At 69.5% G+C, this 22999-nt stretch carries 22 protein-coding genes; 13 read left to right on the forward strand and 9 right to left on the reverse strand.

Translation table 11 applies throughout. From position 1 onward, the window contains the following. Nucleotides 1–82: 82 nt before the first annotated feature. The 4 genes from GON06_RS15100 (at nucleotide 83) to GON06_RS15115 (ending at nucleotide 4296) form a co-directional block, all read left to right on the forward strand. Nucleotides 83–1087, forward strand: a complete 1005-nt coding sequence (locus tag GON06_RS15100; RefSeq protein ID WP_198346721.1) for an ABC transporter permease — start codon at nucleotides 83–85, stop codon at nucleotides 1085–1087. Beyond that, nucleotides 1087–1764: a YesL family protein gene (locus GON06_RS15105; protein WP_157313144.1), complete on the forward strand. Its 678-nt coding sequence runs from the start codon at nucleotides 1087–1089 to the stop codon at nucleotides 1762–1764. Before GON06_RS15100 ends, GON06_RS15105 begins: the two co-directional genes overlap by 1 nt. After that, nucleotides 1761–3281 carry an extracellular solute-binding protein gene (locus tag GON06_RS15110; protein ID WP_157313145.1) on the forward strand — a complete coding sequence of 507 codons (1521 nt, stop codon included), beginning with the start codon at nucleotides 1761–1763 and terminating at the stop codon, nucleotides 3279–3281. Before GON06_RS15105 ends, GON06_RS15110 begins: the two co-directional genes overlap by 4 nt. 79 nt (nucleotides 3282–3360) lie before the next feature. Then, nucleotides 3361–4296: a carbohydrate ABC transporter permease gene (locus GON06_RS15115; RefSeq protein ID WP_157313146.1), complete on the forward strand. Its 936-nt coding sequence runs from the start codon at nucleotides 3361–3363 to the stop codon at nucleotides 4294–4296. Here GON06_RS15115 and GON06_RS15120 read toward each other — a convergent pair. From GON06_RS15120 to GON06_RS15135, 4 genes are read right to left on the reverse strand one after another with little or no spacing between them, the layout of a single operon-like run. After that, nucleotides 4286–5173 carry a serine hydrolase domain-containing protein gene (locus GON06_RS15120; RefSeq protein WP_157313147.1) on the reverse strand — a complete coding sequence of 296 codons (888 nt, stop codon included), beginning with the start codon at nucleotides 5171–5173 and terminating at the stop codon, nucleotides 4286–4288. The two genes, GON06_RS15115 and GON06_RS15120, sit on opposite strands and share 11 nt — an antisense overlap. Then, the gene (locus tag GON06_RS15125; protein WP_157313148.1) at nucleotides 5170–5979 is read right to left on the reverse strand and encodes a DUF6807 family protein; all 810 of its coding nucleotides are present in this window, start codon (nucleotides 5977–5979) and stop codon (nucleotides 5170–5172) included. The genes GON06_RS15120 and GON06_RS15125 overlap by 4 nt, the downstream gene beginning before the upstream one ends. Continuing rightward, nucleotides 5976–6992: a LacI family DNA-binding transcriptional regulator gene (locus GON06_RS15130; protein WP_198346722.1), complete on the reverse strand. Its 1017-nt coding sequence runs from the start codon at nucleotides 6990–6992 to the stop codon at nucleotides 5976–5978. The genes GON06_RS15125 and GON06_RS15130 overlap by 4 nt, the downstream gene beginning before the upstream one ends. Before the next feature lie 2 nt (nucleotides 6993–6994). Continuing rightward, on the reverse strand, nucleotides 6995–8530 hold the full coding sequence (locus GON06_RS15135; protein ID WP_157313150.1) for a glycoside hydrolase family 43 protein: 1536 nt from the start codon (nucleotides 8528–8530) through the stop codon (nucleotides 6995–6997). Nucleotides 8531–8635: 105 nt separating this feature from the next. Between GON06_RS15135 and GON06_RS15140 the strand changes: the two genes are divergently transcribed. The 9 genes from GON06_RS15140 to GON06_RS15180 all read left to right on the forward strand — a co-directional run bounded on the left by GON06_RS15140 (nucleotide 8636) and on the right by GON06_RS15180 (nucleotide 19025). After that, entirely contained in the window at nucleotides 8636–9076 is a 441-nt protein-coding gene (locus GON06_RS15140; RefSeq protein WP_332837607.1) for a MarR family winged helix-turn-helix transcriptional regulator, read from the forward strand. Nucleotides 9077–9093: 17 nt separating this feature from the next. Further along, nucleotides 9094–10464 (forward strand): MFS transporter, encoded by a 1371-nt coding sequence (locus GON06_RS15145; RefSeq protein ID WP_157313769.1) that lies wholly within the window; start codon nucleotides 9094–9096, stop codon nucleotides 10462–10464. A gap of 3 nt (nucleotides 10465–10467) precedes the next feature. Then, the gene (locus GON06_RS15150) at nucleotides 10468–11658 is read left to right on the forward strand and encodes a multidrug effflux MFS transporter (protein WP_157313151.1); all 1191 of its coding nucleotides are present in this window, start codon (nucleotides 10468–10470) and stop codon (nucleotides 11656–11658) included. A gap of 144 nt (nucleotides 11659–11802) precedes the next feature. Further along, complete coding sequence (locus GON06_RS15155) at nucleotides 11803–13386, forward strand: molybdopterin-dependent oxidoreductase (protein ID WP_157313152.1); 1584 nt, start codon at nucleotides 11803–11805, stop codon at nucleotides 13384–13386. 54 nt (nucleotides 13387–13440) lie between these two features. After that, nucleotides 13441–14430: an ABC transporter ATP-binding protein gene (locus GON06_RS15160; protein WP_157313153.1), complete on the forward strand. Its 990-nt coding sequence runs from the start codon at nucleotides 13441–13443 to the stop codon at nucleotides 14428–14430. Further along, nucleotides 14430–16043, forward strand: a complete 1614-nt coding sequence (locus GON06_RS15165) for an ABC transporter permease (protein ID WP_157313154.1) — start codon at nucleotides 14430–14432, stop codon at nucleotides 16041–16043. Before GON06_RS15160 ends, GON06_RS15165 begins: the two co-directional genes overlap by 1 nt. Before the next feature lie 90 nt (nucleotides 16044–16133). Continuing rightward, a complete protein-coding gene (locus tag GON06_RS15170) occupies nucleotides 16134–16634 on the forward strand; it encodes a GbsR/MarR family transcriptional regulator (RefSeq protein WP_332837609.1) in 501 nt (166 codons plus the stop codon). A 116-nt stretch (nucleotides 16635–16750) separates the two neighbouring features. After that, entirely contained in the window at nucleotides 16751–18628 is a 1878-nt protein-coding gene (locus GON06_RS15175) for a BCCT family transporter (RefSeq protein ID WP_157313156.1), read from the forward strand. A 94-nt stretch (nucleotides 18629–18722) separates the two neighbouring features. Further along, nucleotides 18723–19025, forward strand: coding sequence for a hypothetical protein (locus GON06_RS15180; protein WP_157313157.1), 303 nt, complete (start codon nucleotides 18723–18725; stop codon nucleotides 19023–19025). A 40-nt stretch (nucleotides 19026–19065) separates the two neighbouring features. Here GON06_RS15180 and rocD read toward each other — a convergent pair whose 3' ends face one another. The 5 genes from rocD to GON06_RS15205 form a co-directional block, all read right to left on the reverse strand. After that, nucleotides 19066–20262 (reverse strand): ornithine--oxo-acid transaminase, encoded by a 1197-nt coding sequence (gene rocD / locus GON06_RS15185; RefSeq protein WP_157313158.1) that lies wholly within the window; start codon nucleotides 20260–20262, stop codon nucleotides 19066–19068. A 1-nt stretch (nucleotide 20263) separates the two neighbouring features. Next, nucleotides 20264–21145 (reverse strand): dimethylargininase, encoded by an 882-nt coding sequence (gene ddaH, locus GON06_RS15190; protein WP_378734965.1) that lies wholly within the window; start codon nucleotides 21143–21145, stop codon nucleotides 20264–20266. A gap of 158 nt (nucleotides 21146–21303) precedes the next feature. Then, nucleotides 21304–22284, reverse strand: coding sequence for an NAD(P)-dependent alcohol dehydrogenase (locus GON06_RS15195; protein ID WP_157313159.1), 981 nt, complete (start codon nucleotides 22282–22284; stop codon nucleotides 21304–21306). 1 nt (nucleotide 22285) lies between these two features. Beyond that, nucleotides 22286–22501 carry a helix-turn-helix transcriptional regulator gene (locus GON06_RS15200; protein WP_157313160.1) on the reverse strand — a complete coding sequence of 72 codons (216 nt, stop codon included), beginning with the start codon at nucleotides 22499–22501 and terminating at the stop codon, nucleotides 22286–22288. Then, nucleotides 22501–22950, reverse strand: a complete 450-nt coding sequence (locus GON06_RS15205; protein ID WP_232528508.1) for a hypothetical protein — start codon at nucleotides 22948–22950, stop codon at nucleotides 22501–22503. The genes GON06_RS15200 and GON06_RS15205 overlap by 1 nt, the downstream gene beginning before the upstream one ends. Nucleotides 22951–22999: the final 49 nt, after the last annotated feature.

Below are 22999 nucleotides of genomic sequence, written 5' to 3' on the forward strand. Positions count from 1 at the left end.
ACCTCCGTCCCGTGCTAATCTCGGGAAACCGGTTACTGAAGAAGCGTTTTCTCAGTACCGCACCCCGCAACCCGACTCGAAGATGAGCGCAGGAAGAGGCACCTCGATGGCGATCGATCTCGCACCGATCAGCGTCCGCACCGATGTGGAGCAGCCGCCGGTCGATCTGCCCCCGCAGCGCCGCCGCACCTGGTGGCAGCACATCTGGCGTCACAAGGCGCTGTACCTGATGGCGCTGCCCGGCATCGCGTACTTCATCATCTTCAAGTACGTGCCGATGGCCGGCCTCGTGATCGCGTTCCAGGACTACTCTCCGTTCCGCGGCATCACCGGCAGCCCGTGGGTCGGCTTCGACCACTTCGTGCGGTTCTTCACCGAGGACACCTTCGGGATGCTGCTGACCAACACGGTCGTCATCTCGCTGCTGCTGCTGATCTTCTCGTTCCCGGTGCCGATCATCCTGGCCCTCATGCTGAACGAGCTGCGCCTGAAGTTCTTCCAGCGCAGCATCCAGACCGTCATCTACCTGCCGCACTTCATGTCGTGGGTGATCGTCGTGTCTCTGTTCTACGTGCTGCTGACCACGGACGGCGGCAGCATCAACCAGCTGCTGCAGTCCTGGGGGCTGCCCGCGATCCCGTTCCTCACCGACCCGAACTGGCTGCGTCCGCTCTACACGATGCAGGAGATCTGGAAGACGGCCGGCTGGGGCACCATCATCTACCTCGCCGCCATGACCGGCGTCGACCTGCAGCTCTACGAAGCCGCCGAGATCGACGGCGCCGGCCGATGGTCGCAGACCTGGCACATCACGCTGCCGGCCATCCGCCCCGTCATCATCGTCATGTTCATCCTGGCGATCGGCGACTTCCTCGAACTCGGCTTCGAGCACATGTTCCTCATGCTGAACTCGCTCAACCGCGAGGTCGGCGAGATCTTCGACACCTACGTCTACACCGCCGGCATCCAGAACGGGCAGCTCAGCTACGCCACCGCCGTCGGCCTGTTCAAGGGACTCGTCGGCCTGGTGCTCGTGGTCGGCGCGAACCGGATGGCGAAGAAGTTCGGCGAGGAGGGCGTGTTCTGATGTTCTCGTTCGACGCCTTCGTCAAGCTCAACCTCTTCCTGCGCGGCGTCTACCGCCTCGCCTACCTGAACCTGCTCTGGATCGCCGCGACGCTGGCCGGGCTCGTGCTGTTCGGCATCGGCCCCGCCTCCTACGCCGTCGCGGCCTACGTCGACCGCTGGTTCCGGTTCGGTGAGACGCCGCCGGTCACCCGGGCGTTCATCACGCACTTCCGCGCGCAGTACTGGCGCGCCGCGGCGATGGGCTGGATCCTCACCGCGGCGGCGCTGATCGTGAGCACCAACATCCTCGGCGCCGGCACCTGGATGCTGCGCTTCGCCAACATCGTCGCGCTGGTGGTGATCTGCATCATCACCGCCTACGTCTTCCCGGTGATGGTCGCCACCGACATCCGCGGCCCGCTCCGCCAGATCGCGGCGGCGCTGATGCTCGGCATCGGCTCACTGCAGTGGACCATCATCGCCGGAGCCGCCGTCGCCGGCGCCATGTGGCTGCTGGCCACCTACGCCCTCCCGGCGCTGATGCTGTTCGGGATCGGCATCCCGGCCGCCGCGATCGGATTCGTCACCCGCGTCGTGTTCGGCGCGCTCACCGAGGACGACCCCCAGACCTCACCCCCCAGGGCTCGCGAAAGCGCGCATGCCCGTGTCCACCTTGCGAGAGGAACATCAGAATGAGGAACCACAGCAGGCTCGGAATCGCCGTCGCTTCCGTCGCCGTCGCCGCACTCGCGCTCACCGCGTGCGGATCGGCCGACGCGGACACGAGCGCGGAGAAGCCGAAGACCGCCGAGAAGATCAGCTGGATGGCGATGCTGCACACGCCGACCACCCCTGAGTCCGACGGCCCGATCCAGACGGCGCTCGAGAAGTACACCGGCTCGACTCTGGAGTTCCAGTGGGTGCCCGACGCCTCGAAGGACGAGAAGATCAACGCCGCACTGGCATCGGACTCGCTCGCCGACATCACCTCGCTCACCAACATCTCCAACACCTCGGTGCGCCAGGCGCTGAAGTCCGGCCAGTTCTGGGACGTCGAGAAGTACCTGAAGGACTACCCCAACCTGTCGAAGATCGACGAGCAGACCATCGCCTCGGCACGCGTCGACGGACACCTGTACGGCGTGCCGTTCCAGAAGCAGATGGCCCGCTACGGCGTGCTGATCCGACAGGACTGGCTCGACAACCTCGGCCTCGAGACACCGCACACCCTGGAGGACCTCGCGAAGGTCGCCGTCGCGTTCACGAACGACGACCCTGACGGCAACGGCCAGAACGACACCACCGGATTCATCGACCGCGCCGAGAGCTTCAAGCTCGGCTTCAAGATGTTGGCCGGCTACTTCGGCGCCGGCAACAACTTCGAGGTGAACGACGACGGCGAGGTCGTTCCCTCGTTCACCACGGACGCTTTCAAGGACGCCATGGAGTGGTACCGCGACCTGTACGACCAGGGCGCGGTGAACAACGAGTTCGTCACGATGCAGAAGCAGAACCAGCAGGACGCCATCGCCCAGGGCAAGGGCGGCATCGTGGTGACCGGCCTGTTCGAGGCGAAGAACTACATGAACCTCGCCACCAGCGCGGACCCGAACACCCCGATGGCCTGGGCCCTGGTCAACGACATGACCTACGACGACGTGCCGCGCCGCACCCTGTCCGACACCAACGGCGGCTTCGGCGGCTGGCTGGGCATCTCCACCACCAAGGTGAAGTCCGAGGACGAGCTGAAGTCTGTGCTCGCGTTCATCGACAAGCTCCTCGACGAGAAGGCGTTCGGCCTGATGACCAACGGCATCGAGGACGAGCACTACACGATCGACTCGGACGGCGTGATCACCATCAGCGACCAGCCCACCTGGGAGGCGGAGGTGCAGCCCTACTCGTCGTCCCGCCCGTCCGACATCGTCACGACGTTCAAGAGCAGCACGCCCTACGTCGACGAGGCGCAGAAGCTGATGGACGAGAACACCGAGTTCGCGATCGTCGACCCGTCGCTGCCGCTCTCGTCGGCGACCTTCGACCAGAGCTGGTCGACGATCGCCCAGGGCGCGAATGACGCGTACAACAAGTTCATGGTCGGCCAGCTCGACATGGACGGCTACGAGGCGGCGATCGAGGACCTCGGCGGCAAGGGCCTGGACAAGGTCGTCGACGAGTTCACCGCGTCGTACAAGGACAGCAAGAAGAAGTGACCGAGACCGGGACGCAGGCGCACAGCACGGCACCCGAAGCCGCTGCGCGCCTGCGCCCCGCCGCAGAGCGGAGACCGAGATGACCAGCACCCCTCGCGTGGACAGCGCGACCATCCCGATCCAGGTGCGCCGCGAGAACCGCAAGCGCCGCCGGATCACCCCCGGCCGCCGCGTGTTCGTCGTGGTCAACGCGCTGCTGCTGACCGCGTTCGCGCTGGTCTGCGTGCTGCCGTTCGTGAACGTGCTGGCGAGTTCACTGTCCACGCCGGGCGAACTGGCCACGCGCCCGTTCATCCTGTGGCCGCACACGTTCTCGCTGGACGCGTACAAGTACATCCTGTCGACGCCGACGATCTTCCGGGCGCTCGGCGTCTCGGCGGTCGTCACGATCGGCGGCACGATGATCAGCCTGATCCTCACCGCCTTCATGGCCTACGCGCTGTCGAAGAAGCACCTCAAGGGGCGACGGGTCATCAACTTCCTGGTCGTGTTCACCATGCTCTTCAGCGGGGGCATGATCCCCACGTTCATCGTGGTGAAGAGCCTGGGCATGATCGACTCGCTGTGGTCGCTGATCATCCCGGTCGCGATCAACGCGTTCAACTTCGTGATCATGCGCAGCTTCTTCCAGGCCATGCCGGAGAGCCTCGAAGAGGCTGCCCGCATCGACGGATGCACCGAGATGGGCGTCTTCTGGCGCATCGTGCTGCCGCTGTCGATGGCATCGCTCGCGACGATCGGCCTGTTCTACGCCGTGTACTACTGGAACACCTACCAGAGCGCGATCCTGTACATCAACAGCTCCGAGAAGTGGCCGATCCAGGTGCTGCTGCGCCAGATCGTCATCGTCGCGAGCGGCATGAACGCTGACGACTCCGCGGTGGACGTCGTGCCGCCCGCGCAGTCGGTGCGAATGGCCGTGATCTTCATCGCCACTCTGCCGATGCTGATCGTCTACCCGTTCGTGCAGCGCTTCTTCGTGAAGGGCGCGATGATCGGGTCGGTCAAGGGCTGATCGGCTCCGCGAGCGCATCGCACAGCATCCGCGCGACCTCCCGGTCGGCGCCGGGCGCCATCCCCGGCAGCGGATCGGATGCCACGACGACTGCCATCTCGCGGGCCGGATCGCCGTAGACGAACTGCCCGTGCATGCCGAACATCATCCAGGCGTCGTCGCCGGGCAGCCACGTCTGCCGGCCGTAGCCGGCGAGGAACGGGATGCCCCAGTCCTGCGGCGACGGGTCACTGCGGCGCTCGAGCAGCGCGGAGACGACGGCGGCCGGCAGCAAGTCACCCCCACCCGCGTTCAGCAGTTCGGCGACCGGCAGCAGGTCACCGGGCGGGACGATCAGCCCCGATCCGCCGTGGCTGATGCCCTCGGGTCCGGTGACGAACCGTGCATCCGCCCCGATGCCGAGCGGATCGAGCAGCCGCGGGCGCAGGTAGTCCAGCAGCGGCATGCCGGCCAGGCGCTCCACCAGCGCGGCCAGCGTGTACGACGCGCTGGTGTCGTAGGTGAACCGGATGCCGGGCGGCCGCACCGGCGGCACCCGGAAGTACGACTCCAGCCAGCCCCCGGCGCCCTCGTCGTAGGTCGTCCGCTGGTGGGGGCCGGTCATGGCGAGCATGTCGTCGATGCGGGTCGCGGCGAGCCAGGGATGAACCGGCGCCATCTCCGGGAAGTGCGTGATGATCGGATCGTCGAGGCGCAGCATCCGCTCTTCGGCGAGCAGCAGGATCGCGAGCCCGGTGATCGACTTCGACACCGAGTACATCCGGTGCGGCTCGTCCGAGCCGAAGCGCACGACACACCGACCGCCGACGCTCACCGAGAGGTGGCGCACCGCGATGCCGAGGTGCGCGGCCCCGTCGATGAAGTCGGACGGACTCATACCGCGTCGCGGATGCCGGAGAGCAGCCGACCGGCGACATCCGCCGAATCGGTGAACGGGCCATCCGCGATCGCGACGACCAGGTCCAGCAGCAGGGTCTCCCCCGGGGCGAGCGCCCTGCGCTCCTCCACGGCGACGGCGGGCAGGAAGCCGACATACCCCTCGGAGCGCACGAACCACGGCATCCCGGTGCTGGTCGCCGCGACGAATGACACGTCGTCGCCGTCCAGCGCGATCCACGGCGACGTCGAGCCGTGTGCGGCGTCGACGCCGTCGCCGTCCGCCGTGCGGACATGCGCGCTGCGCAGCGCGGTGCGCCAGAACAGGCCGCCGTAGAAGGCACCGGGCCTCCCGTTGGTCTGGGGGCTGCCGAACGTGACCTCTCCGGCGGCCGGGCTGAGCCGGGTGGTCCACGAGACCGTCACCTGACCGGCATCCGCCTGCGCGCTGATCGTGCGCTCCTCATGCAGCAGCGCGCTCCCGTCCCTGGCCCGCCAGGTCAGGCGCTCGTCGACGCGGCCCGGCGCGCTCTCGCGGCCCGTCACCTGCTGGATGCCGTGGTTGTCGAGCATCACGGAGCCCTCGCCGCGCCGATACGTGCTGCCGCCCCAGAAGGATGCGCCGCTCACATCGGGCAGCGCCAGGCTGAGCCCGAGGTGGTGGAGGTGATCATCCGGCGACACCTCGGTGGCGGGAGCACCGCCCGGTGCGGTCGCGGTGAGATAGGGACGCGGGGACAGCCCCCGCCGCACCGCGGCTCCCTCGTGATAGCGGACCGCGCCGGAGGGCAGCAGGTCGATCGTCATGGGCGCTCCTTCGTGCTGCCGCGCACGGCGAGCTCGGGCGAGAACATGATCGGCTCGCGCTCTGGTGCATCCGTCATCTCTGCTCGCAGCACGGTCCAGATCCGCTCGCCGATCTCGGCCAGCCGCGAGGTCATGGTAGTCAGCGACGGCGACGAATAGCGCGCGAACGGGATGTCGTCGAAGCCGGCGACCGACAGCTCCGCCGGGACGGCGACGCCCTCCTCGGAGAGCCGTCCGAGGAGGCCGAGGGCCACCACGTCGTTGTACGCGATCACCGCGGTCGCGCCGGTCTCGCGGATCGCCGGCCACGAGGTGTAGCCGTCCTCGAAGGAGTGCCCGCAGGGCACGTCCACGATCTCGACCTCGGGGTGCTGCTCGCGGATCTCCTGCAGTCCGCGCTCCCGCTCCCAGTTGGCCCGCGCGTAGGCGGGCCCGACGAGGAACGCGATCCTGCGGTGGCCGAGCTCGATCAGGTGCCCGGCGAGCACCATGACGCCCTCGTGGTAGTCGATCAGCACCGAGCCGGCGTTCAGGCCGGTGGTGCGGTTGAACACCGCCACCGGCCCGACCCGCGGCAGCAGTTCGAGCAGTTCGGCCCGCGTCATCCGCGGCGAGAACAGGGCAACGGCGTCGGTGCGATCGCGCAGGTCCCTGGCGAGCTCGGCCTCGCTGTCGGCATCCTCGAACGCGTCGGCGACGACGACCCGGTAGCCGTCGCGGGCTGCGGCGCGGTTGAAGCCGTGCAGCACCTGGTGGAACATCGGGTTGCCCAGATCGGGCACCAGCACGCCGACTGTGCGGCTGACGCCGAGCGAGAGCGAGCGGGCCGTCTGGCTGGGCGTGTAGCCGAGCTCGTCGATCACCTGCCGCACTCGCTGCGCGATCTCCTCGTTCACCGTCGGTACCGAGTTCAGCACCCGCGACACCGTGGCCTTGGACACCCCGGCGGCGCGGGCGATGTCCATGATCGTCGTCTCGCGAGTCGGCGTCGTCCGTGCGCGCTTGCCTGCCATCGTCATCGATCCCCCGTCGTGATGCGGAAGCCGGCGAACCGGGCGATCGTCTCGTCCGCGCCGTGAGCCCCAGCCGCGAACAGGGAGATCGCCGCGCCGACCCACTGCCCCTGGACCGCGTGGAACTGCGGATCCACGTCGATCCTCGCACCGTCGGCGTGGAGAATCACGCGGACGCGGGCGTCGTCGCTCACGGCGAGCGTCGCGCGCACGCGCGGCTCGCGCAGCGGCACGGATGCCACGACCCGCTCCTCCTGGTCATCGCGGCCGCGCACAGCGACGACCGCGACGTCGCCCGCGGCGGTGCGCCGCACACCGGCCCAGGCGTAGTCGAGGCCGAGCACGGCGATCCCGGCGCGGGCGCCGGGTGCAGCATCCGGCAGTTCGACATCCACGGAGGACGAGCTGCTCCAGCCGGGCAGCGGCTGCGAGAGCACGCGCGGAAGGGTGCGGATGCTGCCGCCGTCGGGGCTGCCGCGCAGAGTGAGGGCGTCGCCGGTCCCGCCGTCCTCCGGGGTTACGATCGCGCGCGGGTCGGGGTCGGCCTCCCACTGCCAGTGGGCGCCCGGCAGTCCGTCGGCGAAGTCGTCGGAGCGGGCGAGGCTGCGTGCGCCCTGCCTGCCCCGCAGCGGTGCCGGGTGATCGAGCACGGGTTCCGCCGGGCCGCCGGCGACGGCGCGGCCCATGAGCGGCCAGCCGTCGGCATCCCACGCCATCGGCTGCAGATGCAGCACCCGTCCGAACACGCCTCGATCCTGGAAGTGCAGGAACCAGTCACCGTCCTCGCCGTCATCGACCCAGGCTCCCTGATGAGGTCCGTTGACCGGGGTGTCGCCCTGGCTGAGCACGATCCGGTGCCGGTACGGCCCGTACGGACTGTCGGCGCGGAAGGCCGTCTGCCAACCGGTGGCCACGCCGCCGGCGGGGGCGAGGATCCAGTACTCCCCGTCGCGCTTGTGGAACTTCGGCCCCTCGAGCGTCGCGAACCCGTCGAGCAGGTCGCCGTCGATGACGTCGACCGCTGGGCCGGTGGCGGTGGTGAGCCCGGCGTCGACAGGGACCACCGTCAGCACGTTCTTGCGTCCGGCCCGCGAGCGGGCCCAGCCGTGCACGAGGTAGGTGCGTCCGTCGTCGTCCCACAGCGGGCACGGGTCGATCAGGCCGAGTCCCGCCAGCAGCAGGCGCGGCGGCGTCCACGGACCCGCGGGGTTCTCGGCCGTGACGACGAAGATGCCCTGATCGGGGTCGGGGAAGACGATGTGGAACCGTCCGTCGTGGTGGCGGATCGAGGGCGCCCAGACGCCGCAGCCGTGCCGCGGCAGCCCGAACCAGGCAGCCGGTTCGTTGCGCTCCAGCGCGTACCCGATGCGGGTCCAGTCGACCAGATCACGCGACTCGAAGACGGGCAGCCCCGGCGCGCGGTGGAAGCTCGACGCGACGAGATAGAACCGGTCCCCCACGCGGATCGCATCCGGATCGGGCATGTCGGAATCGATGATCGGGTTGCGGTATCGGCTCGCATCGTCGACGAGGTTCACCCGCACCACGCTAGTCGAGAAACCGGTTCCTGTCCACGTGACCGGCAGCCGGGTCCGAGATTGGACATCGCTTTCCTGTCGACATTTAGTTAGACTAGCTAAATAGTGACTGCCTCCGAAGATTCGTTCCACGCCGCCGCCGTCGACCTTCGGCTGGCGACCTTCCGCCTGGCCAGGCGGCTGCGCCGCGAGCGCGCCGTCGACTCGATGAGCGACGCGCAGTTCGCCGTGCTGGCCACACTCCGCGCCCACGGTCGCGCGACGCTCGGGTCACTCGCCGAGCGCGAGCACGTCTCGGCCCCGTCGATGAATCGCACCGTGAACTGCCTCGAGGAGTCCGGCCTGGTGGTGCGCGTACCCGACGAGGACGACCGCCGCCGCGTGCAGATCGACATCACCCCCGAGGGCAACGCCGTCGTCGCCGACACGATCAGCAGGCGCGACACCGCACTCGCCGTCGCCCTCGCCGGACTCGACTTCACCGAGGACGAGCTGCAGACCCTGCGCGACGCCAGCGCCCTGATGCGGAAGGTGGCCGAGCGATGAGCCTCACGACGTCACCGATGTTCCGCTCCTTCGCGAACTTCAACTACCGCACGTGGTTCATCGGCGCCGTCATCTCGAACATCGGCGGCTGGATGCAGTCCACCGCGCAGGACTGGGTCGTGCTCACCGAGCTCACCGACAACGACGCCTCGGCCATGGGCATCACGATGGCGCTGCAGTTCGGGCCGCCGCTGCTGCTGGTCGGACTGACCGGCTACGTCGCCGACCGCTTCGACCGGCGCAAAGTGCTGCTGATCACGCAGACGGTGCTGATGCTGCTGGCGCTCGGCGTCGCCGGGACGCTGCTCACCGGGGTGCTGACCCTGCCGATGATGTTCGGCTTCGCGCTGTGCTTCGGGATCACGAACGCGTTCGACGCGCCGGCCAGGCAGGCCTTCGTCTCCGACATGGTCAGCATGGAGGATGCCTCGAACGCGGTCGCGCTGAACTCGGCGTCGTTCAACATGGCCCGCATGATCGGACCGGCTGTCGGCGGCGTGCTGATCGTCGCGATCGGGTCTGGTTGGGTGTTCGTGGCGAACGCCGTTACATTCCTGGCGATGCTCATCGCGCTGATGCTGATGCGAAGGAATGAGCTGATCCCGCGGGCCAAGGGCCGCCGCGGCGGAGGCGGTCTCGCCGCCGGCTTCCGCTACGTGATGGGCCGCAGCGACCTGAAGGTCGTGTTCGTGATGGTCTTCCTGATCGGCGCGTTCGGCATGAACTTCCCGATCTTCGCCTCGACCATGGCGCTCGAATTCGACCGCGGAGCCGACGGCTACGGCCTGCTCAGCTCGGTGCTCGCGATCGGATCACTGGCCGGCGCCCTGCTCGCCGCGCGGCGCGACCGCGCCCGGGTACGGGTGCTCGTGATCGCCGCGGGCGGGTTCGGCGTGGCATCCGTCATCTCGTCACTGATGCCCGCGTACGCGCTCTACGCGGTGATGCTGGTGTTCGTCGGATTCTCGACCGTGACCATGCTGACCACGGCCAACGGGTACGTGCAGACCACGACCGACCCGGCCCTGCGCGGGCGGGTGCTCGCCCTGTACATGGCCGTCGTGATGGGATCGACTCCGATCGGTGCGCCGATCGCCGGCTGGGTCTCCGACACGTTCGGTCCGCGTGCCGCGATCGACGTCGGCGGAGTCGCGGGCCTGCTGGCCTGTGCGATCGGCGTGAGCTGGATGCTGTGGTCGGGCCGCCTGCACCGCCATGAGGACAGGCGGTTCCTGCTGACCCTCGACGAGACCAGGCCGGTCTCGGTGGTGCGGGCGATGGAGCCGACCTCGTACAGCGACCCCGCCGCCTCGACCACGCCGCTGCGCCTTCCGGAGCCGGAGCCGGGACGTGCACCGCGGCCCGGCGCAGAGCCGTCCGAGGCCTGACGGATGGCGAACGGGCATCCGCGCTCCCTCATGCTCGCGCTCGGCGCGCTGACGGCCTTCGGCCCGATCTCGCTCGATGTGTATCTGCCCTCGCTGCCGCAGCTGGGCGCCGATCTCGGCGCATCCGAGTCGCTCACGCAGTTCACGATGAGCGCCTGCATGATCGGCCTCGCGATCGGGCAGCTGCTGTGGGGACCGATCAGCGACCGCTACGGCCGGCGGATGCCGCTGATCATCGCCGTCGCCGGATTCGTGATCACCTCGGTGCTCTGCGCTTTCGCCCCGACGATCGGAGTGCTGATCGCGATCCGCCTGGTGCAGGGTCTGTGCGGCGCCGGCGGCATGGTGATCGCCAGGGCGGTCGTGCACGACCTGTTCTCCGGCGCCGAGGCCATGGTCGCCTTCTCGACGCTCGCCGCGGTGATGGGCGTGGCGCCGGTGCTCGCCCCGCTGATCGGCGGCGCCGTCTTGACGCTCAGCGACTGGCGCGGCGTCTTCGTCACGCTCGCAGTGGTCGGCGTGCTCCTGTTGCTGGTGTCTGCGCTGTTCGTACCGGAGTCGCTGCCCCGCGACGAACGCACCAGCGGCGGCATCCGCAACGACTTCCGCGGGATCGGCGCCGCCCTCGGCAACCGCGGATTCATGCTGACCGCGCTGACGCTCTCGCTGGCTGGAGTCGTGCTGTTCGTCTACTTGCAGCTGTCGCCGTTCGTGCTGCAGCAGCAGTACGGGCTGAGCCCGCAGGGCTTCGCCGCGGTGTTCGCGGTGAACGCGCTCGGCATCCTCGGCGCGGCCCAGCTGAACCGGCGGATGGCCGGGCGGGCGCCCGGCGCACGGATGGTGCGTCTGGCGATCTCGGTCGGCCTCGCCGCCGCGATCGCGGTGGTGCTCGCCGCGGTGACGTCCTCTGCGCTGCCGTGGCTGCTCGTGCCACTGTTCATCGCGGTGTCGGCGCACGGCGTGAACAACCCGGCGCTGACGGCCCTCGCACTCGCGCGGATCACCCGTGGAGCGGGATCGGCATCGGCCGTGCTGGGCACGATGACGCTGCTGGTCGGCGCGCTCGTGCCGCCACTGGTGTCGGCGTTCGGTGTCTCGGCGACGCTGCTCGGCGCGACGATGCTCGCGGCGTTCGCCGCGGCACTGCTGATGGCGATGCTCTCCCCGGCGCTGCGCCCTGAGGCGCGAGACTGACTCTGCTCAGGGCTCGTCTCTCCCCGGTTCCGGTCCCACTCGTTGCGGGTGCCAGGTCCGGGCGCACCCGCATCCGTTGGGACCGGAGCTTACGGATCCGTGAGAAACGGGGATGGCGGTGCCGAGCGCTCGTACGCTGAGGTCATGAGCCGAACGATGCGCTGGGCGGCCGCGGCGGCAGGAGTCGCGGCGGCGTTGCTCGGCGCGGGGGCCGGCGAACTCGTCGCCGCGCTGTTCGCACCGTCATCGAGCCCGTTCGCGGTCGTCGGCGGCGCACTCATCGACGTCGCACCCGCCTGGGCGAAGGACACCGCGATCGCGTGGTTCGGCACGAACGACAAGGCCGCGCTGCTGGTCGGCATCGCGATCGTGCTGCTCGCGGCATCCGCCATCGCCGGTCTCTGCGAGGCGCGCTGGGCTCGGTCCGGAGTGATCGCGTTCGCCGTTCTCGGGGTCGGCGTCGGCGTTCTGGCGCTCACCAGGCCGGATGCCGGATTCACGGCCTGGGTACCGTCTGTGCTCGCCGGCGCGGTCGCCGCGATCGCCCTGCGGCTGCTGAACCGCGTACGGATGCAGGCCGAGAGCACGCCTGCAGGCCGCACCCCCGGCGTGTCCGCCGACGAACGTGACAGCGTGCCTGCATCCGTCTCCGGCGACGGTGTCTCCCGCCGCAGGTTCCTGGTGTGGGTGGCCGGCACCGCAGTGGCCGGGGTCGTCCTCGCCGCGGCCGGGTCGCTGGCACGCGCCGGATCGACCGCCGTGACGGCGGTCCGCGACGCCATCCGCCTTCCCCGCGCGGCAGTTCCCGCCCCGGCGATCCCGGCGGACGCCGAACTCGGCACCCCCGGCCTCACACCGGTGATCACGCCGAACCAGGACTTCTACCGGATCGACACCGCCCTCGTCGTGCCCTCCGTGGATCCCGCGGACTGGCGACTGCGCATCCACGGCATGGTCGCCCATGAGGTGACCCTGACCTGGGACGACCTGCTCGCGCTGCCGCTCCAGGAGTCGGCCGTCACTCTGTCGTGCGTGTCGAACATCGTCGGCGGAGACCTGGTCGGGAACGCCGTGTGGCTCGGCTACCCGATCCGCGAACTGCTGAAGCGGGCGCAGCCGGATGCCGACGCCGACATGGTGCTCTCCACCTCGGTCGACGGGTTCACCGCGGGCACTCCGCTCGAGGCGCTCACCGACGACCGCGACGCGCTGCTCGCAATCGGCATGAACGGTGAGCCGCTGCCGCTCGAGCACGGCTTCCCGGTGCGGATGGTCGTGCCTGGCCTGTACGGCTACGTGTCTGCGACGAAGTGGGTCACCGACCTCGAGGTCACCCGATACGACCGCGCGACGGCCTACTGGACCGACCGCGGCTGGTCGGCGAAGGGGCCGATCAAGCTGCAGTCCCGCATCGACGTGCCGCGCGCACGCACGCCGATCCCGTCCGGCGACACGGTGATCGCGGGCGTCGCCTGGCAGCCGCACTCCGGCGTCTCCGGCGTCGAGGTGCAGATCGACGACGGTCCCTGGCAGCGCGCCGAGCTGGCCACGGCGATCTCGGACGACACTTGGGTGCAGTGGCTGCTGCCCTGGCAGGCGGATGCCGGTGAGCACGAGCTCCGCTGCCGCGCGATCGGCTCCGACGGAGAGCCGCAGACCGGGGCATCCGCTCCCCCGGCGCCGGACGGCGCCACGGGCTGGCACACGGTGGCCGTGAGCGTTTCGTGAGGATCGCATTCACATAGTTCACGAATTCGTGAAAAAGGTGTACCGTCGCCTCTCATGAACACCATCATCAGCACGCGCGGTCTGACGAAGACCTACGGTCGCGTGCACGCCCTCGACGGACTCGACCTCGAGGTGGAAGCCGGCCAGGTGCACGGCTTCCTCGGCCCGAACGGCGCGGGAAAGTCCACCACCATCCGCATCCTGCTGGGGCTCGCCCGCAAGTCCGGCGGGGAGGCCTCCGTGTTCGGCGAAGAGCCGTGGCACGCGGCATCCCGCCTGCACCGGCGCATCGCCTACGTGCCGGGCGACGTCAGCGTCTGGCCGAACCTGTCCGGCGGCGAGGCGATCGACTTCCTCGCGCGCCTGCGCGGCGCGAAGACCAAGTCAGCCGCCTACCGCGCCGAGCGCGAACGCCTCATGACCGCCTTCCAGTTCGACCCGCGCAAGAAGGGCCGCGCGTACTCGAAGGGCAACCGGCAGAAGGTCGCGCTGATCGCCGCCTTCGCCGTCCCCGCCGACCTGTACATCCTCGACGAGCCGACCAGCGGGCTGGACCCGCTGATGGAGGTCGTGTTCCGCGAGGAGGTGCAGCGACTGCACAGGGCCGGTGCGACCATGCTGCTGTCCAGCCACATCCTCTCCGAGGTGGAACTGCTCTGCGACCGCGTCAGCATCATCCGCGCGGGGAGGATCGTCGAGTCCGGCACGCTCTCCGAACTGCGCCACCTGACGCGCACCGAGGTCTCGTTCGCAGCGACGGATGCCGCGGCGCTCGCCGGCATCTCCGAGGCGCACGACGGCACCGTCGAGGACGGCCGCGCCAGGTTCACCGTCGACAGCGATGCGATCCCCGCCGTCCTCCCTGTGCTCGCACAGCGGTCGGTCGAGGGTCTGCGCATCGAGCCGCCCTCCCTCGAGGAGCTGTTCCTGCGCCACTACGGCGACGACCTCGCCGCTCTGCGCGCCGCCGAGGAGGACCCTTCCTCAGGCTCAGGGACCGCCTCGCGCGCGTCTCGTCGCGCCCAGGAGAAGGTGTCCCACTGATGTTCCCCACCCTGTTCCGGCAGCGTCTGCGCCGCGACTGGCTGCAGCTGCTGCTCTGGATCCTCGCCACCGTGATGATGGCCTACGCCGGCTTCGCCGGCGTCACCCAGTCGTACAGCACGCACACCGACCGCGTCGAGGTCCTCGCCGCGGTGATGGCCAACCCTGTCATCATGATGTTCCGGGGTCTGCCCTCCGGGGCATCCGAGGGCGCGTTCCTCTCGTTCGAGATCCTGCCGTGGCTGACCATGCTCGCGGCGCTCATGAGCGCCTTCCTCGCCGTGCGGCACACACGCGGCGACGAGGAGGCCGGACGCTCCGAGCTCGTCGCCGCCACTCCTGCCGGACGCACCAGGCCGACCACCGCGACGCTCCTCCTCGGCCTTGCCGCGAATGTCGTGCTCGGGCTGCTCATCGCCGCATCCCTGATCGGTTCCGGCCTCGACGCGGAGGGCTCCTGGCTCACCGGCGCCGTCACGGCGACGGCGGGCATCGCGTTCCTCGGCATCGGACTCATGGCCGCCCAGCTGATGCGCACCTCGCGCGGCGCGAACGCCCTCACCATCTGGATCCTGGTCGCCACGTTCCTCGTGAACGGGATCGGCAACGTCGCGGGCACGCCCAGCGACGACCTCACCCGCATCGACAGCGCCTGGCCGGTGTGGCTGTCGCCGTTCGGCTGGGCAGAGCAGGCCCGCCCGTACGACACCGACAACTGGTGGCCGGCGCTGCTCGGGCTCGCGTTCGGCCTGGTCCTGGCGATCCTCGCCATCGCGCTGCAGTCGGTGCGCGACATGGGCGAGGGCTTCGTGCCCGCCCGCCCCGGACGCCGCTATGCCCGCCCTGCCCTGGCCGGACCGCACGCGCTGGTGTGGCGGCTCACCTATGGCGGCATCATCGGCTGGGCCATCGGCGGTGCCCTGCTCGGCATCCTGGCGACCACCCTGAGCGGCCTCGCCGGCGAGATCTCCGGCGAGAACCCGGCGGTGGCCGACATCCTGGAGAAGATCGCCAAGGCGGGCTCGATCGACGAGACCCTGATCACGGTGTTCTTCACCATGCTGGGGGTGCTCGCCGCGTGCGCAGCCGTGCAGATCGTGGTCAGGGCACGGCAGGAGGAGGCGCACGGCACCGCGGAGAGCGTGCTCGCGCAGCCCGTCGGACGGGTGCGCTGGCTCGCCGATTACGTGCTCGTCGCCACGCTCGCGGTGCTCATCATCGCGGCCAGCGCGATGGCAGCGGCCTACCTCGGGCTCGCCGCGAACGACGGCGAGGCGGACCTGTTCCGCGTGGTCACCGTGGTGGGACTCGGGCAGGCCCTCGCTGCCTGCGTCTTCACCGTCATCGCCGCCGTGCTGTTCGTGCTGATCCCGCGGGCGGCGATCCCGCTGGCCTGGGCCGCCGTGCTGCTGGCGACGGTGTTCGGCATGTTCGGCCCGCTGTTCGGGCTGCCGGAATGGACCACGAGGTTCTCCCCGTTCGCGGTCTCGCCGATCGTGTCGAACGGCGACGTCGACCTGCGCGGCCTGTGGTGGCTCGTCCTCGCGGTGGCGGTCGGCGCCGTGGCATCCCTGTCGCTGATGCGCCGCCGCGAGCTGCATCCGGTGGGGTGATCGGCGCCTCCGGTCGTACGGATGGCCGGCGCGGGGGCGCAGGACCGGCCATCCGTGCGACCGGAGCGGAATGTTTGGGAGGATCGAACCGTGGCAGACGAGACGACGACCGACGACGGCGCGCAGGAGCACCTGGGCGTCGACGCCGCCGAGAGCGCTGCCGCGATGATCACGGTCGTCGGATTCCCGAGGATGCCGGCACGCGTGATGATGGCGCTCATCGCCGCGCCCGCTGACGGATACACCGCGGGAGACCTCGCCGCCAGACTCGGCGTGAGCGCCGCCGCCGTCTCCGGCGCGGTCCGCTATCTGCAGACGATCCAGGTCGTGCGCCGTGTCGCCCGGCCCGACCGGCGTCGCGACCACTACGTGATCATCCCCGACACCTGGTACGGCCTGATGACCAACAACGGCCCGATCTACGAGAGCCTCGCCACGCACATCGAGGCGATCGGCGCGGCGCACGCCGACGAGCACGCCGCTCGCGACCGCGCGGCGGAGATGGCCGAGTTCTTCCGCTATATGGCCAGGCGGATGCCGGAGCTCATCGACGAGTGGGAGGCGCTGCGCGCCGAGCGCCGCAAGCCCTGAGCTCTCTCCTCGCTGAGGAATGTCGCAGATTGCCGCATCCGGCGCTCCGACGCGACCATCTGCGACACTCCCCGGGTGGCCTGTCGCTGTGGTGAGGCCCCGGATAGCGTGGAGCCATGACCGGAGACACAGGCGGGGCTGATCCGAGGGGCACGGCGGCGAGCACGAAGGGCAGCGCGAAGCGCAGCCCACAGGTGCTGGGGTGGGTGTTCTGGCCATCCGCGGCGATCGTCGTGCTCTTCGTGCTGTTCGCACTGGTCACTCCGAAGATCGCCGAGGCGCTGTTCCAGACGATCCAGACCACGATCGTGAACGCCTTCAACTGGTACTACGTCCTGATCGCGGCGTTCTTCGTCGCGTTCTGCCTGTTCCTGGGCTTCAGCCGGTTCGGTGACATCAAGCTCGGGCGCGACGACGAAGAGCCCGAGTTCTCGCTGATGAGCTGGTTCTCACTGCTGTTCGCCGCGGGCATGGGCATCGGTCTGGTGTTCTACGGCGTCAGCGAACCGCTCAGCCACTTCGCGAATCCGCGCCCCGGCGTCACCGGCACCCCCGAGCAGCTGGCCCAGGCCGCGCTGGGACAGACCTACCTGCACTGGGGCGTGCACGCCTGGTCGATCTACGTCGTGATAGGCCTGGCACTCGCGTACGCGATCCACCGCCGACGCCGCCCGGTGTCGATCCGGTGGACGCTCGAGCCGCTGCTCGGCAAGCGGGTCGAGGGCGGCTGGGGGCATGCGATCGACGTGATCGCGCTGGTCGGCACGCTCTTCGGCGTCGCGACCTCGCTCGGCCTCGGCGTGCTGCAGATGAGTTCGGGCCTGCACACCGCCGGCATCGCCGACCCCGACGAGACGACGCAGGTCATCCTCATCCTGATCATCTCGGTGTTCGTGCTGATGTCGGTGCTGTCCGGTGTGACCAAGGGCATGAAGTGGCTCTCGAACGCGAACCTCGTGCTCGCCGGACTTCTCGTGCTGTACCTGCTCGCGGTCGGTCCCACCGAGTTCCTGCTGCGCGACTTCGTGCAGTCGATCGGGTACTACATCCAGAACTTCGTCGGGCTGTCGTTCAACGTCAGCGCCTTCCAGGGCGAGGCGGGCGAGCAGTGGCAGGCGTCCTGGACCTCGTTCTACTGGGGCTGGTGGATCTCATGGGCGCCGTTCGTCGGCATCTTCATCGCGCGGGTCTCGAAGGGCCGCACGGTGCGCGAGTTCGTTGTCGGCGTCATCCTCGTGCCGACTCTGATCGGCATCCTCTGGTTCTCGGTGCTGGGCGGTTCCGCGCTCGCGATGGAGCTCGCGAACCCGGGCACCCTGACCGGGCCGGACGGCTCGGTCGATCTGCAGGGCGCGCTGTTCGAGATGCTGCAGAACGTGCCCGGTTCCGCGATCGTCAGCGTCGGCGCGATCCTGCTGCTCGCGATCTTCTTCATCACCTCGGCCGATTCCGGCGCGCTCGTGATGGGGATGATCGCCACCGGCGGCAAGCCGGAGCCGAAGCGCTGGATCCGCACCTTCTTCGTCGTGATCACCGCGCTGCTCGCGATCTCGCTGCTGCTCTCGGGCGGCCTGACCGCGCTGCAGACGGCGGCGATCACGATCGCCCTGCCGTTCAGCGTGGTGATGCTGCTGATGTGCTGGTCGACGGTCGTCGCATTCACCCGCGAGCGGCGCGCGTACGCGAAGGCGGAGCGCGCGCAGTTCATCGACAGGATCGGCGAGTACTACGGCCTCGAGGTCGAATCGCACGACGAGAAGGGTGTACTGGGCGCACAGCCGCGGTGGATGCGCAGGATCCAGCGACGCTTCGGCCTGCCCGTGGCACCGACCGAGCCGATCCGCATCACCACGGGAGCGCTGTCGGCCGAGAGCCACGGCGACGCTTCGCCGTCGACGCTCGACGTCGACGAGCTCGTCGGAGAGGACGAGCTGGCGGGCCTCGACGATCCGACCGTTCCGCAGCAGGACACCGGCCCCTTCCTCAAGGACTGAGCGCGGCGGACGGGGACGCACAAGATCGGCGGGCGGGCGGATGCACGTTGTCAACGCCCTTTCCGACCCCGGCGACCGCGGTTACCGTCCTGGCATGAGTGATCAGCAGAGCAACGGAAGCCGGGATGCCGGTCAGTATCCGCACACCCCGGGCCAGGATCCGCTTGGCAGCGGCGAGCCCCGCCTTCCCGGCAGCCACTCCGGCGTGCCCGAGGACAACCCCGCGCACAACACCGCCCCGGACGGACGGTACGGCGGAGGTCAGGAAGAGCTTCCCGGCGACGAGCACGACGCGCCGCTCGGGGGCGACGAGACCACCGAGGAGCAGCTCGAGGCGGACACCGCCGTCGAGGCCGATGCTCTGAAGAGCCTCGACCCCGACGACACCCCGGCCTGAACGACCGCCGCGCCTGGCCGAGCGGAGGAATGCCGGAGGCTCAGGCCCCCAGGACCAGGCGGAGCTGCTCGACAGCCCAGTCCAGTTCCGTCGCGCGCACCACCAGCGGCGGCGCGATGCGGATGGTCTGTCCGTGGGTGTCCTTGACGAGCACGCCGCGCTCCATGAGCTTCTCCGCCACCTCGCGGCCGGTGCCCTGCGCCGGGTCGATGTCGACGCCGGCCCACAGGCCGGCGATGCGCACTGCGGTCACGCCGTGGCCGATCAGCGGCTGCAGAGCGCGGGCAAGATGGTCACCGAGCGCGCGGGCGCGCTCCTGGAACTCACCGGTCTCGAGCATCTCGACCACGCGCAGGCCGACGGCAGCCGACAGCGGGTTGCCGCCGAAGGTCGAGCCGTGTTCGCCGGGTCGGATCACGCCCAGCACGTCGCGGTTCCCCACGACGGCCGACACCGGCAGGATGCCGCCGCCGAGCGCCTTACCCAGCAGGTACAGGTCGGGCACGACGCCCTCGCGGTCGCAGGCGAAGGTCTCGCCGACACGGCCGAGGCCGGACTGGATCTCGTCGGCGATGAACAGCACGTTGCGCTCGTCGCAGATCTCGCGGATGCGGCGCAGATAGCCCTCCGGCGGGATGATGACACCGGCCTCGCCCTGGATCGGCTCGACGAGCACAGCGACCGTGTCGTCGGTGATGGCGCCGGCGATGGCCTCCGCGTCGCCGTACGGCACCTGGTCGAAACCGGGCGTGAACGGTCCGAACGGCGCACGCGCCTCCTCGTCGTCGCTGAAGCTGACGATCGTGGTGGTGCGGCCGTGGAAGTTGCCCTTCGCGACGACGACGCGGGCCTTGCCGTCCTCGACACCCTTGACCCGGTACCCCCAGGCGCGCGCGACCTTGATGCCGGTCTCGACGGCCTCGGCGCCGGTGTTCATCGGCAGGACCATCTCCTTGCCGCTCAGCCGGGCCAGTGCCTCGGCGAACGGCTCGAGCCGGTCGTTCATGAACGCGCGGCTGGTGAGCGCCACGCGTCCGAGCTGCTCGGTGAGAGCGGCGACGACGGCCGGATGCTGGTGGCCGAAGTTCACGGCCGAGTAGGCGGCCAGCAGGTCGAGGTAGCGCTTGCCCTCGACATCGGTCACCCACGCGCCCTCAGCGCGCGCGATGACGACCGGCAACGGCGCGTAGTTGGTGGCGACATGAGGCTCGAGTGTCGTGTCCACGATGCCGCCCATGTCAGGCACCGCGCAGTTCGAGCGTGCAGCACTTGATGCCGCCGCCGCCGAGCAGCAGCTCGGACAGGTCGACCATGAGCGGGTTGTAGCCGCGCTCGCGCAGCTGCTTCTCGAAGCCGGTCGCGCGCGGCGAGATGATCACGTTGTAGCCGTCGCTGGCGGAGTTCAGGCCGAACACCGCGCCGTCCTCATCGGCGACGAGGATCGCGTCGGGGAAGCGCTCGGCGAGGATCTTCTGGGATGCCTCGTCGAAGGCGTGCGGCAGGTAGGCGATGCCCGCGGTCTGGCCGGGCTCGACGACGGGGTCGAGGATCGTCAGCGCGGTGTCGAGGTGGTAGAACCGGGCGTCGACGAGTTTGAGCGTGATGACCTCGCGGCCGAAGACCTCGTGCACCTCGCGGTGGCTGTCACCGGCGGAGCGGAAGCCGGTGCCGGCCAGGATCACGTCGCCGGCGAGCAGGAAGTCGCCCTCGCCCTCGTTGATCTCCTTGGGCATGACGGTGTCGAAGCCGTTGGCCCGGAACCAGTCGGCGAACGCAGGTGCCTCGCCCTTGCGCTCCTCGTAGTAGAAAGACGGCACGTAGGCGCGACCGTCGATGACGAAGCCGCCGTTGGCCGTGTAGACCATGTCGGGATAGCCGGCGAGCGGCTCGATGAGCTCCACCTCGTGGCCCAGCTCGAGGTACAGGTCGTACAGCTTCTGCCACTGTTCGACGGCCTTGGCCGTGTCGGTCGGATTGGCCGGCTCCATCCACGGGTTGATGCTGTAGTTCACCGTGAAGTGCTCAGGACGGCACATCAAGTAACGGCGGTGGTGGGCGACGCGCCCTTCGGCGGGCTCAGGGACCGAGTTCATCAGTGTCGCGGTCTCAGGCGTGGACATGGGTGCTCCTCGAAATCAGGATGCGGCGGACGCTGTCCAGGGGCCCGGCGGAAGTTCGACCCGTACTCGACTCAGAGCCGGGGAAGATGCGCGAGGGCACGCCATACTCTATTTTCGCACGCCGGATGCTCCGCGCGCCAACGCCCGGCCGGCCGAGCTCATGCTCCGTGGACGACGACCTTACCGACGACGTGACCGGCCTCGACCCGCGCGAGCGCCGCCCCGGCCTCCTCGAACGGGTACTCGGCCTCGATCAGCGGGGAGATCGTGCCGGTCTCGACGAGTGACAGCAGTTCGCGCAGCATCCCGGGCTTCGCGACGGCGGCGAGCGGACGGATGCGGCGCCGCGAACCGACAGAGAGCACGGCCGCGCCCAGCATCCGTGCGACAGGGCCGAGCACACGGCCGCCATGCCCCGAGACGAGGACGACACGGCCGCCATCGGCGACCAGCCGCTGCAGGTCGCGCAGCGGCGCCGTGCCGGCGATGTCGATCACGGCGTCGTAGCTCCCGGCGGGGAGCTCGCGCAGCGGCTGGTCGCGATCGAGCACCGTCGTCACGCCGAGTCGCCCGATCGACGCGGCGTTGAGGGCGGAGCAGGTCGCGTGCACCTCGGCGCCGGCGGCCGCGGCCAGTTGCACGGCGAAGGTGCCGACACCGCCGGAGGCGGCGATGACGAGCACACGGGTGCCGTCTGCGACGCCCGCGGCGTCGAGCGCCTGACGCGCCGTGCCGGCCGCGATGGGAAGGCAGGCGGCGTCCGCCGGCGACACCGTCGCCGGCCGTGGCACCAGGCGTGCAACGGGTGCCACGGCGTACTCGGCGAGTCCTCCCCCGCCGGGCAGTTCGACGACGACCTCGTCTCCGAGCTCGGCAGTGGCATCGGGCCCGACGGCGACCACCGTGCCGCTCACGTCCATCCCCCGAACCGGCTGCTTCGGGTGCCGCAGCCCGAACACCGGGCGCACCAGCAGCGGGTCGCCCTGCATGATCCGCACGTCACCGGCGTTGAGCGCGGTGGCGCGCACCTTGAGCAGCACCTCCCCCGTGCGCGGGACGGGTGTCGGCAGCTCGGCGCGGTGGACCCCCGACGCGGGGCCGTAGGCGTTCTGCACCCACGCGTTCATCGTCTCGTTCATGTCACCCCTCCGGGTACTGGAACAGGTCCTCGAGGCGCACGTCGAACGCGCGCGCGATCTGGAAGGCGAGCTCGAGCGTGGGCGAGTACTTCCCCTGCTCGATCGCGATGAGCGTCTGCCGGGTGACGCCGATCAGGCGGGCGAGCTCGGCCTGGGTCATCCCGACCTGCTCGCGCTGAGCGCGGATCGTGTTGGTGACGAGGGTGGGCTTGACCATCAGACCAGCCCGCGGCGGTATGCGATGACGCGCGCGATGCCGCCGATGAGGGCGGACACCGCGAAGCCGAGGAACATCGTGTTCGCGATCCAGAACAGGTCGGCGCTGATCCCGCACAGCACGATCACGCCGAGACCTGCGATCACGAGGAACGCATGCTCCACCCGGCCGCCGAGCCGGCTGATGTCGCGATCACGGATGTCGGATGCCGTGGTGGCCTCACGGTCGCGCATCCCGGCGATGATCCCCCACCCGACGGAGATGACGATGCTCAGCACGATGCCCGCACCGATCGTCCAGAGCATCAGCGGCAGCCAGTCGACCGTCGTGAGCTCGGCGCCGTCGGCCTGGACGAGCACCATGACGACGTAGCCCGCGAGTGTGAGGACCGAAGCGATCAGCTGGGCCCACGCGACGCGTTCCTGGTACACCATGACCGGCACCTCCATGTCAAAGATTCTTTACATGGAAGGTAAGCCCGCCCCATCATCGATGTCA

The sequence above is a fragment of the Microbacterium sp. MAH-37 genome, assembly GCF_009758255.1.
Lineage (GTDB): Bacteria > Actinomycetota > Actinomycetes > Actinomycetales > Microbacteriaceae > Microbacterium.

Bases quoted from the DNA above. Each gene is read 5' to 3' on its own strand.
- GON06_RS15175 (WP_157313156.1), top strand. From the start codon at position 16,751: ATGACCGGAGACACAGGCGGGGCTGATCCGAGGGGCACGGCGGCGAGC.
- GON06_RS15150 (WP_157313151.1), top strand. From the start codon at position 10,468: ATGGCGAACGGGCATCCGCGCTCCCTCATGCTCGCGCTCGGCGCGCTG.
- GON06_RS15120 (WP_157313147.1), bottom strand. From the start codon at position 5,173: ATGAGTCCGTCCGACTTCATCGACGGGGCCGCGCACCTCGGCATCGCG.
- ddaH (WP_378734965.1), bottom strand. From the start codon at position 21,145: ATGTCCACGCCTGAGACCGCGACACTGATGAACTCGGTCCCTGAGCCC.
- GON06_RS15205 (WP_232528508.1), bottom strand. From the start codon at position 22,950: ATGGAGGTGCCGGTCATGGTGTACCAGGAACGCGTCGCGTGGGCCCAG.
- GON06_RS15100 (WP_198346721.1), top strand. From the start codon at position 83: ATGAGCGCAGGAAGAGGCACCTCGATGGCGATCGATCTCGCACCGATC.
- GON06_RS15160 (WP_157313153.1), top strand. From the start codon at position 13,441: ATGAACACCATCATCAGCACGCGCGGTCTGACGAAGACCTACGGTCGC.
- GON06_RS15110 (WP_157313145.1), top strand. From the start codon at position 1,761: ATGAGGAACCACAGCAGGCTCGGAATCGCCGTCGCTTCCGTCGCCGTC.
- GON06_RS15200 (WP_157313160.1), bottom strand. From the start codon at position 22,501: ATGGTCAAGCCCACCCTCGTCACCAACACGATCCGCGCTCAGCGCGAG.
- GON06_RS15145 (WP_157313769.1), top strand. From the start codon at position 9,094: ATGTTCCGCTCCTTCGCGAACTTCAACTACCGCACGTGGTTCATCGGC.
- GON06_RS15115 (WP_157313146.1), top strand. From the start codon at position 3,361: ATGACCAGCACCCCTCGCGTGGACAGCGCGACCATCCCGATCCAGGTG.
- GON06_RS15155 (WP_157313152.1), top strand. From the start codon at position 11,803: ATGAGCCGAACGATGCGCTGGGCGGCCGCGGCGGCAGGAGTCGCGGCG.
- GON06_RS15105 (WP_157313144.1), top strand. From the start codon at position 1,087: ATGTTCTCGTTCGACGCCTTCGTCAAGCTCAACCTCTTCCTGCGCGGC.
- rocD (WP_157313158.1), bottom strand. From the start codon at position 20,262: ATGGGCGGCATCGTGGACACGACACTCGAGCCTCATGTCGCCACCAAC.
- GON06_RS15125 (WP_157313148.1), bottom strand. From the start codon at position 5,979: ATGACGATCGACCTGCTGCCCTCCGGCGCGGTCCGCTATCACGAGGGA.
- GON06_RS15165 (WP_157313154.1), top strand. From the start codon at position 14,430: ATGTTCCCCACCCTGTTCCGGCAGCGTCTGCGCCGCGACTGGCTGCAG.
- GON06_RS15130 (WP_198346722.1), bottom strand. From the start codon at position 6,992: ATGGCAGGCAAGCGCGCACGGACGACGCCGACTCGCGAGACGACGATC.
- GON06_RS15180 (WP_157313157.1), top strand. From the start codon at position 18,723: ATGAGTGATCAGCAGAGCAACGGAAGCCGGGATGCCGGTCAGTATCCG.
- GON06_RS15195 (WP_157313159.1), bottom strand. From the start codon at position 22,284: ATGAACGAGACGATGAACGCGTGGGTGCAGAACGCCTACGGCCCCGCG.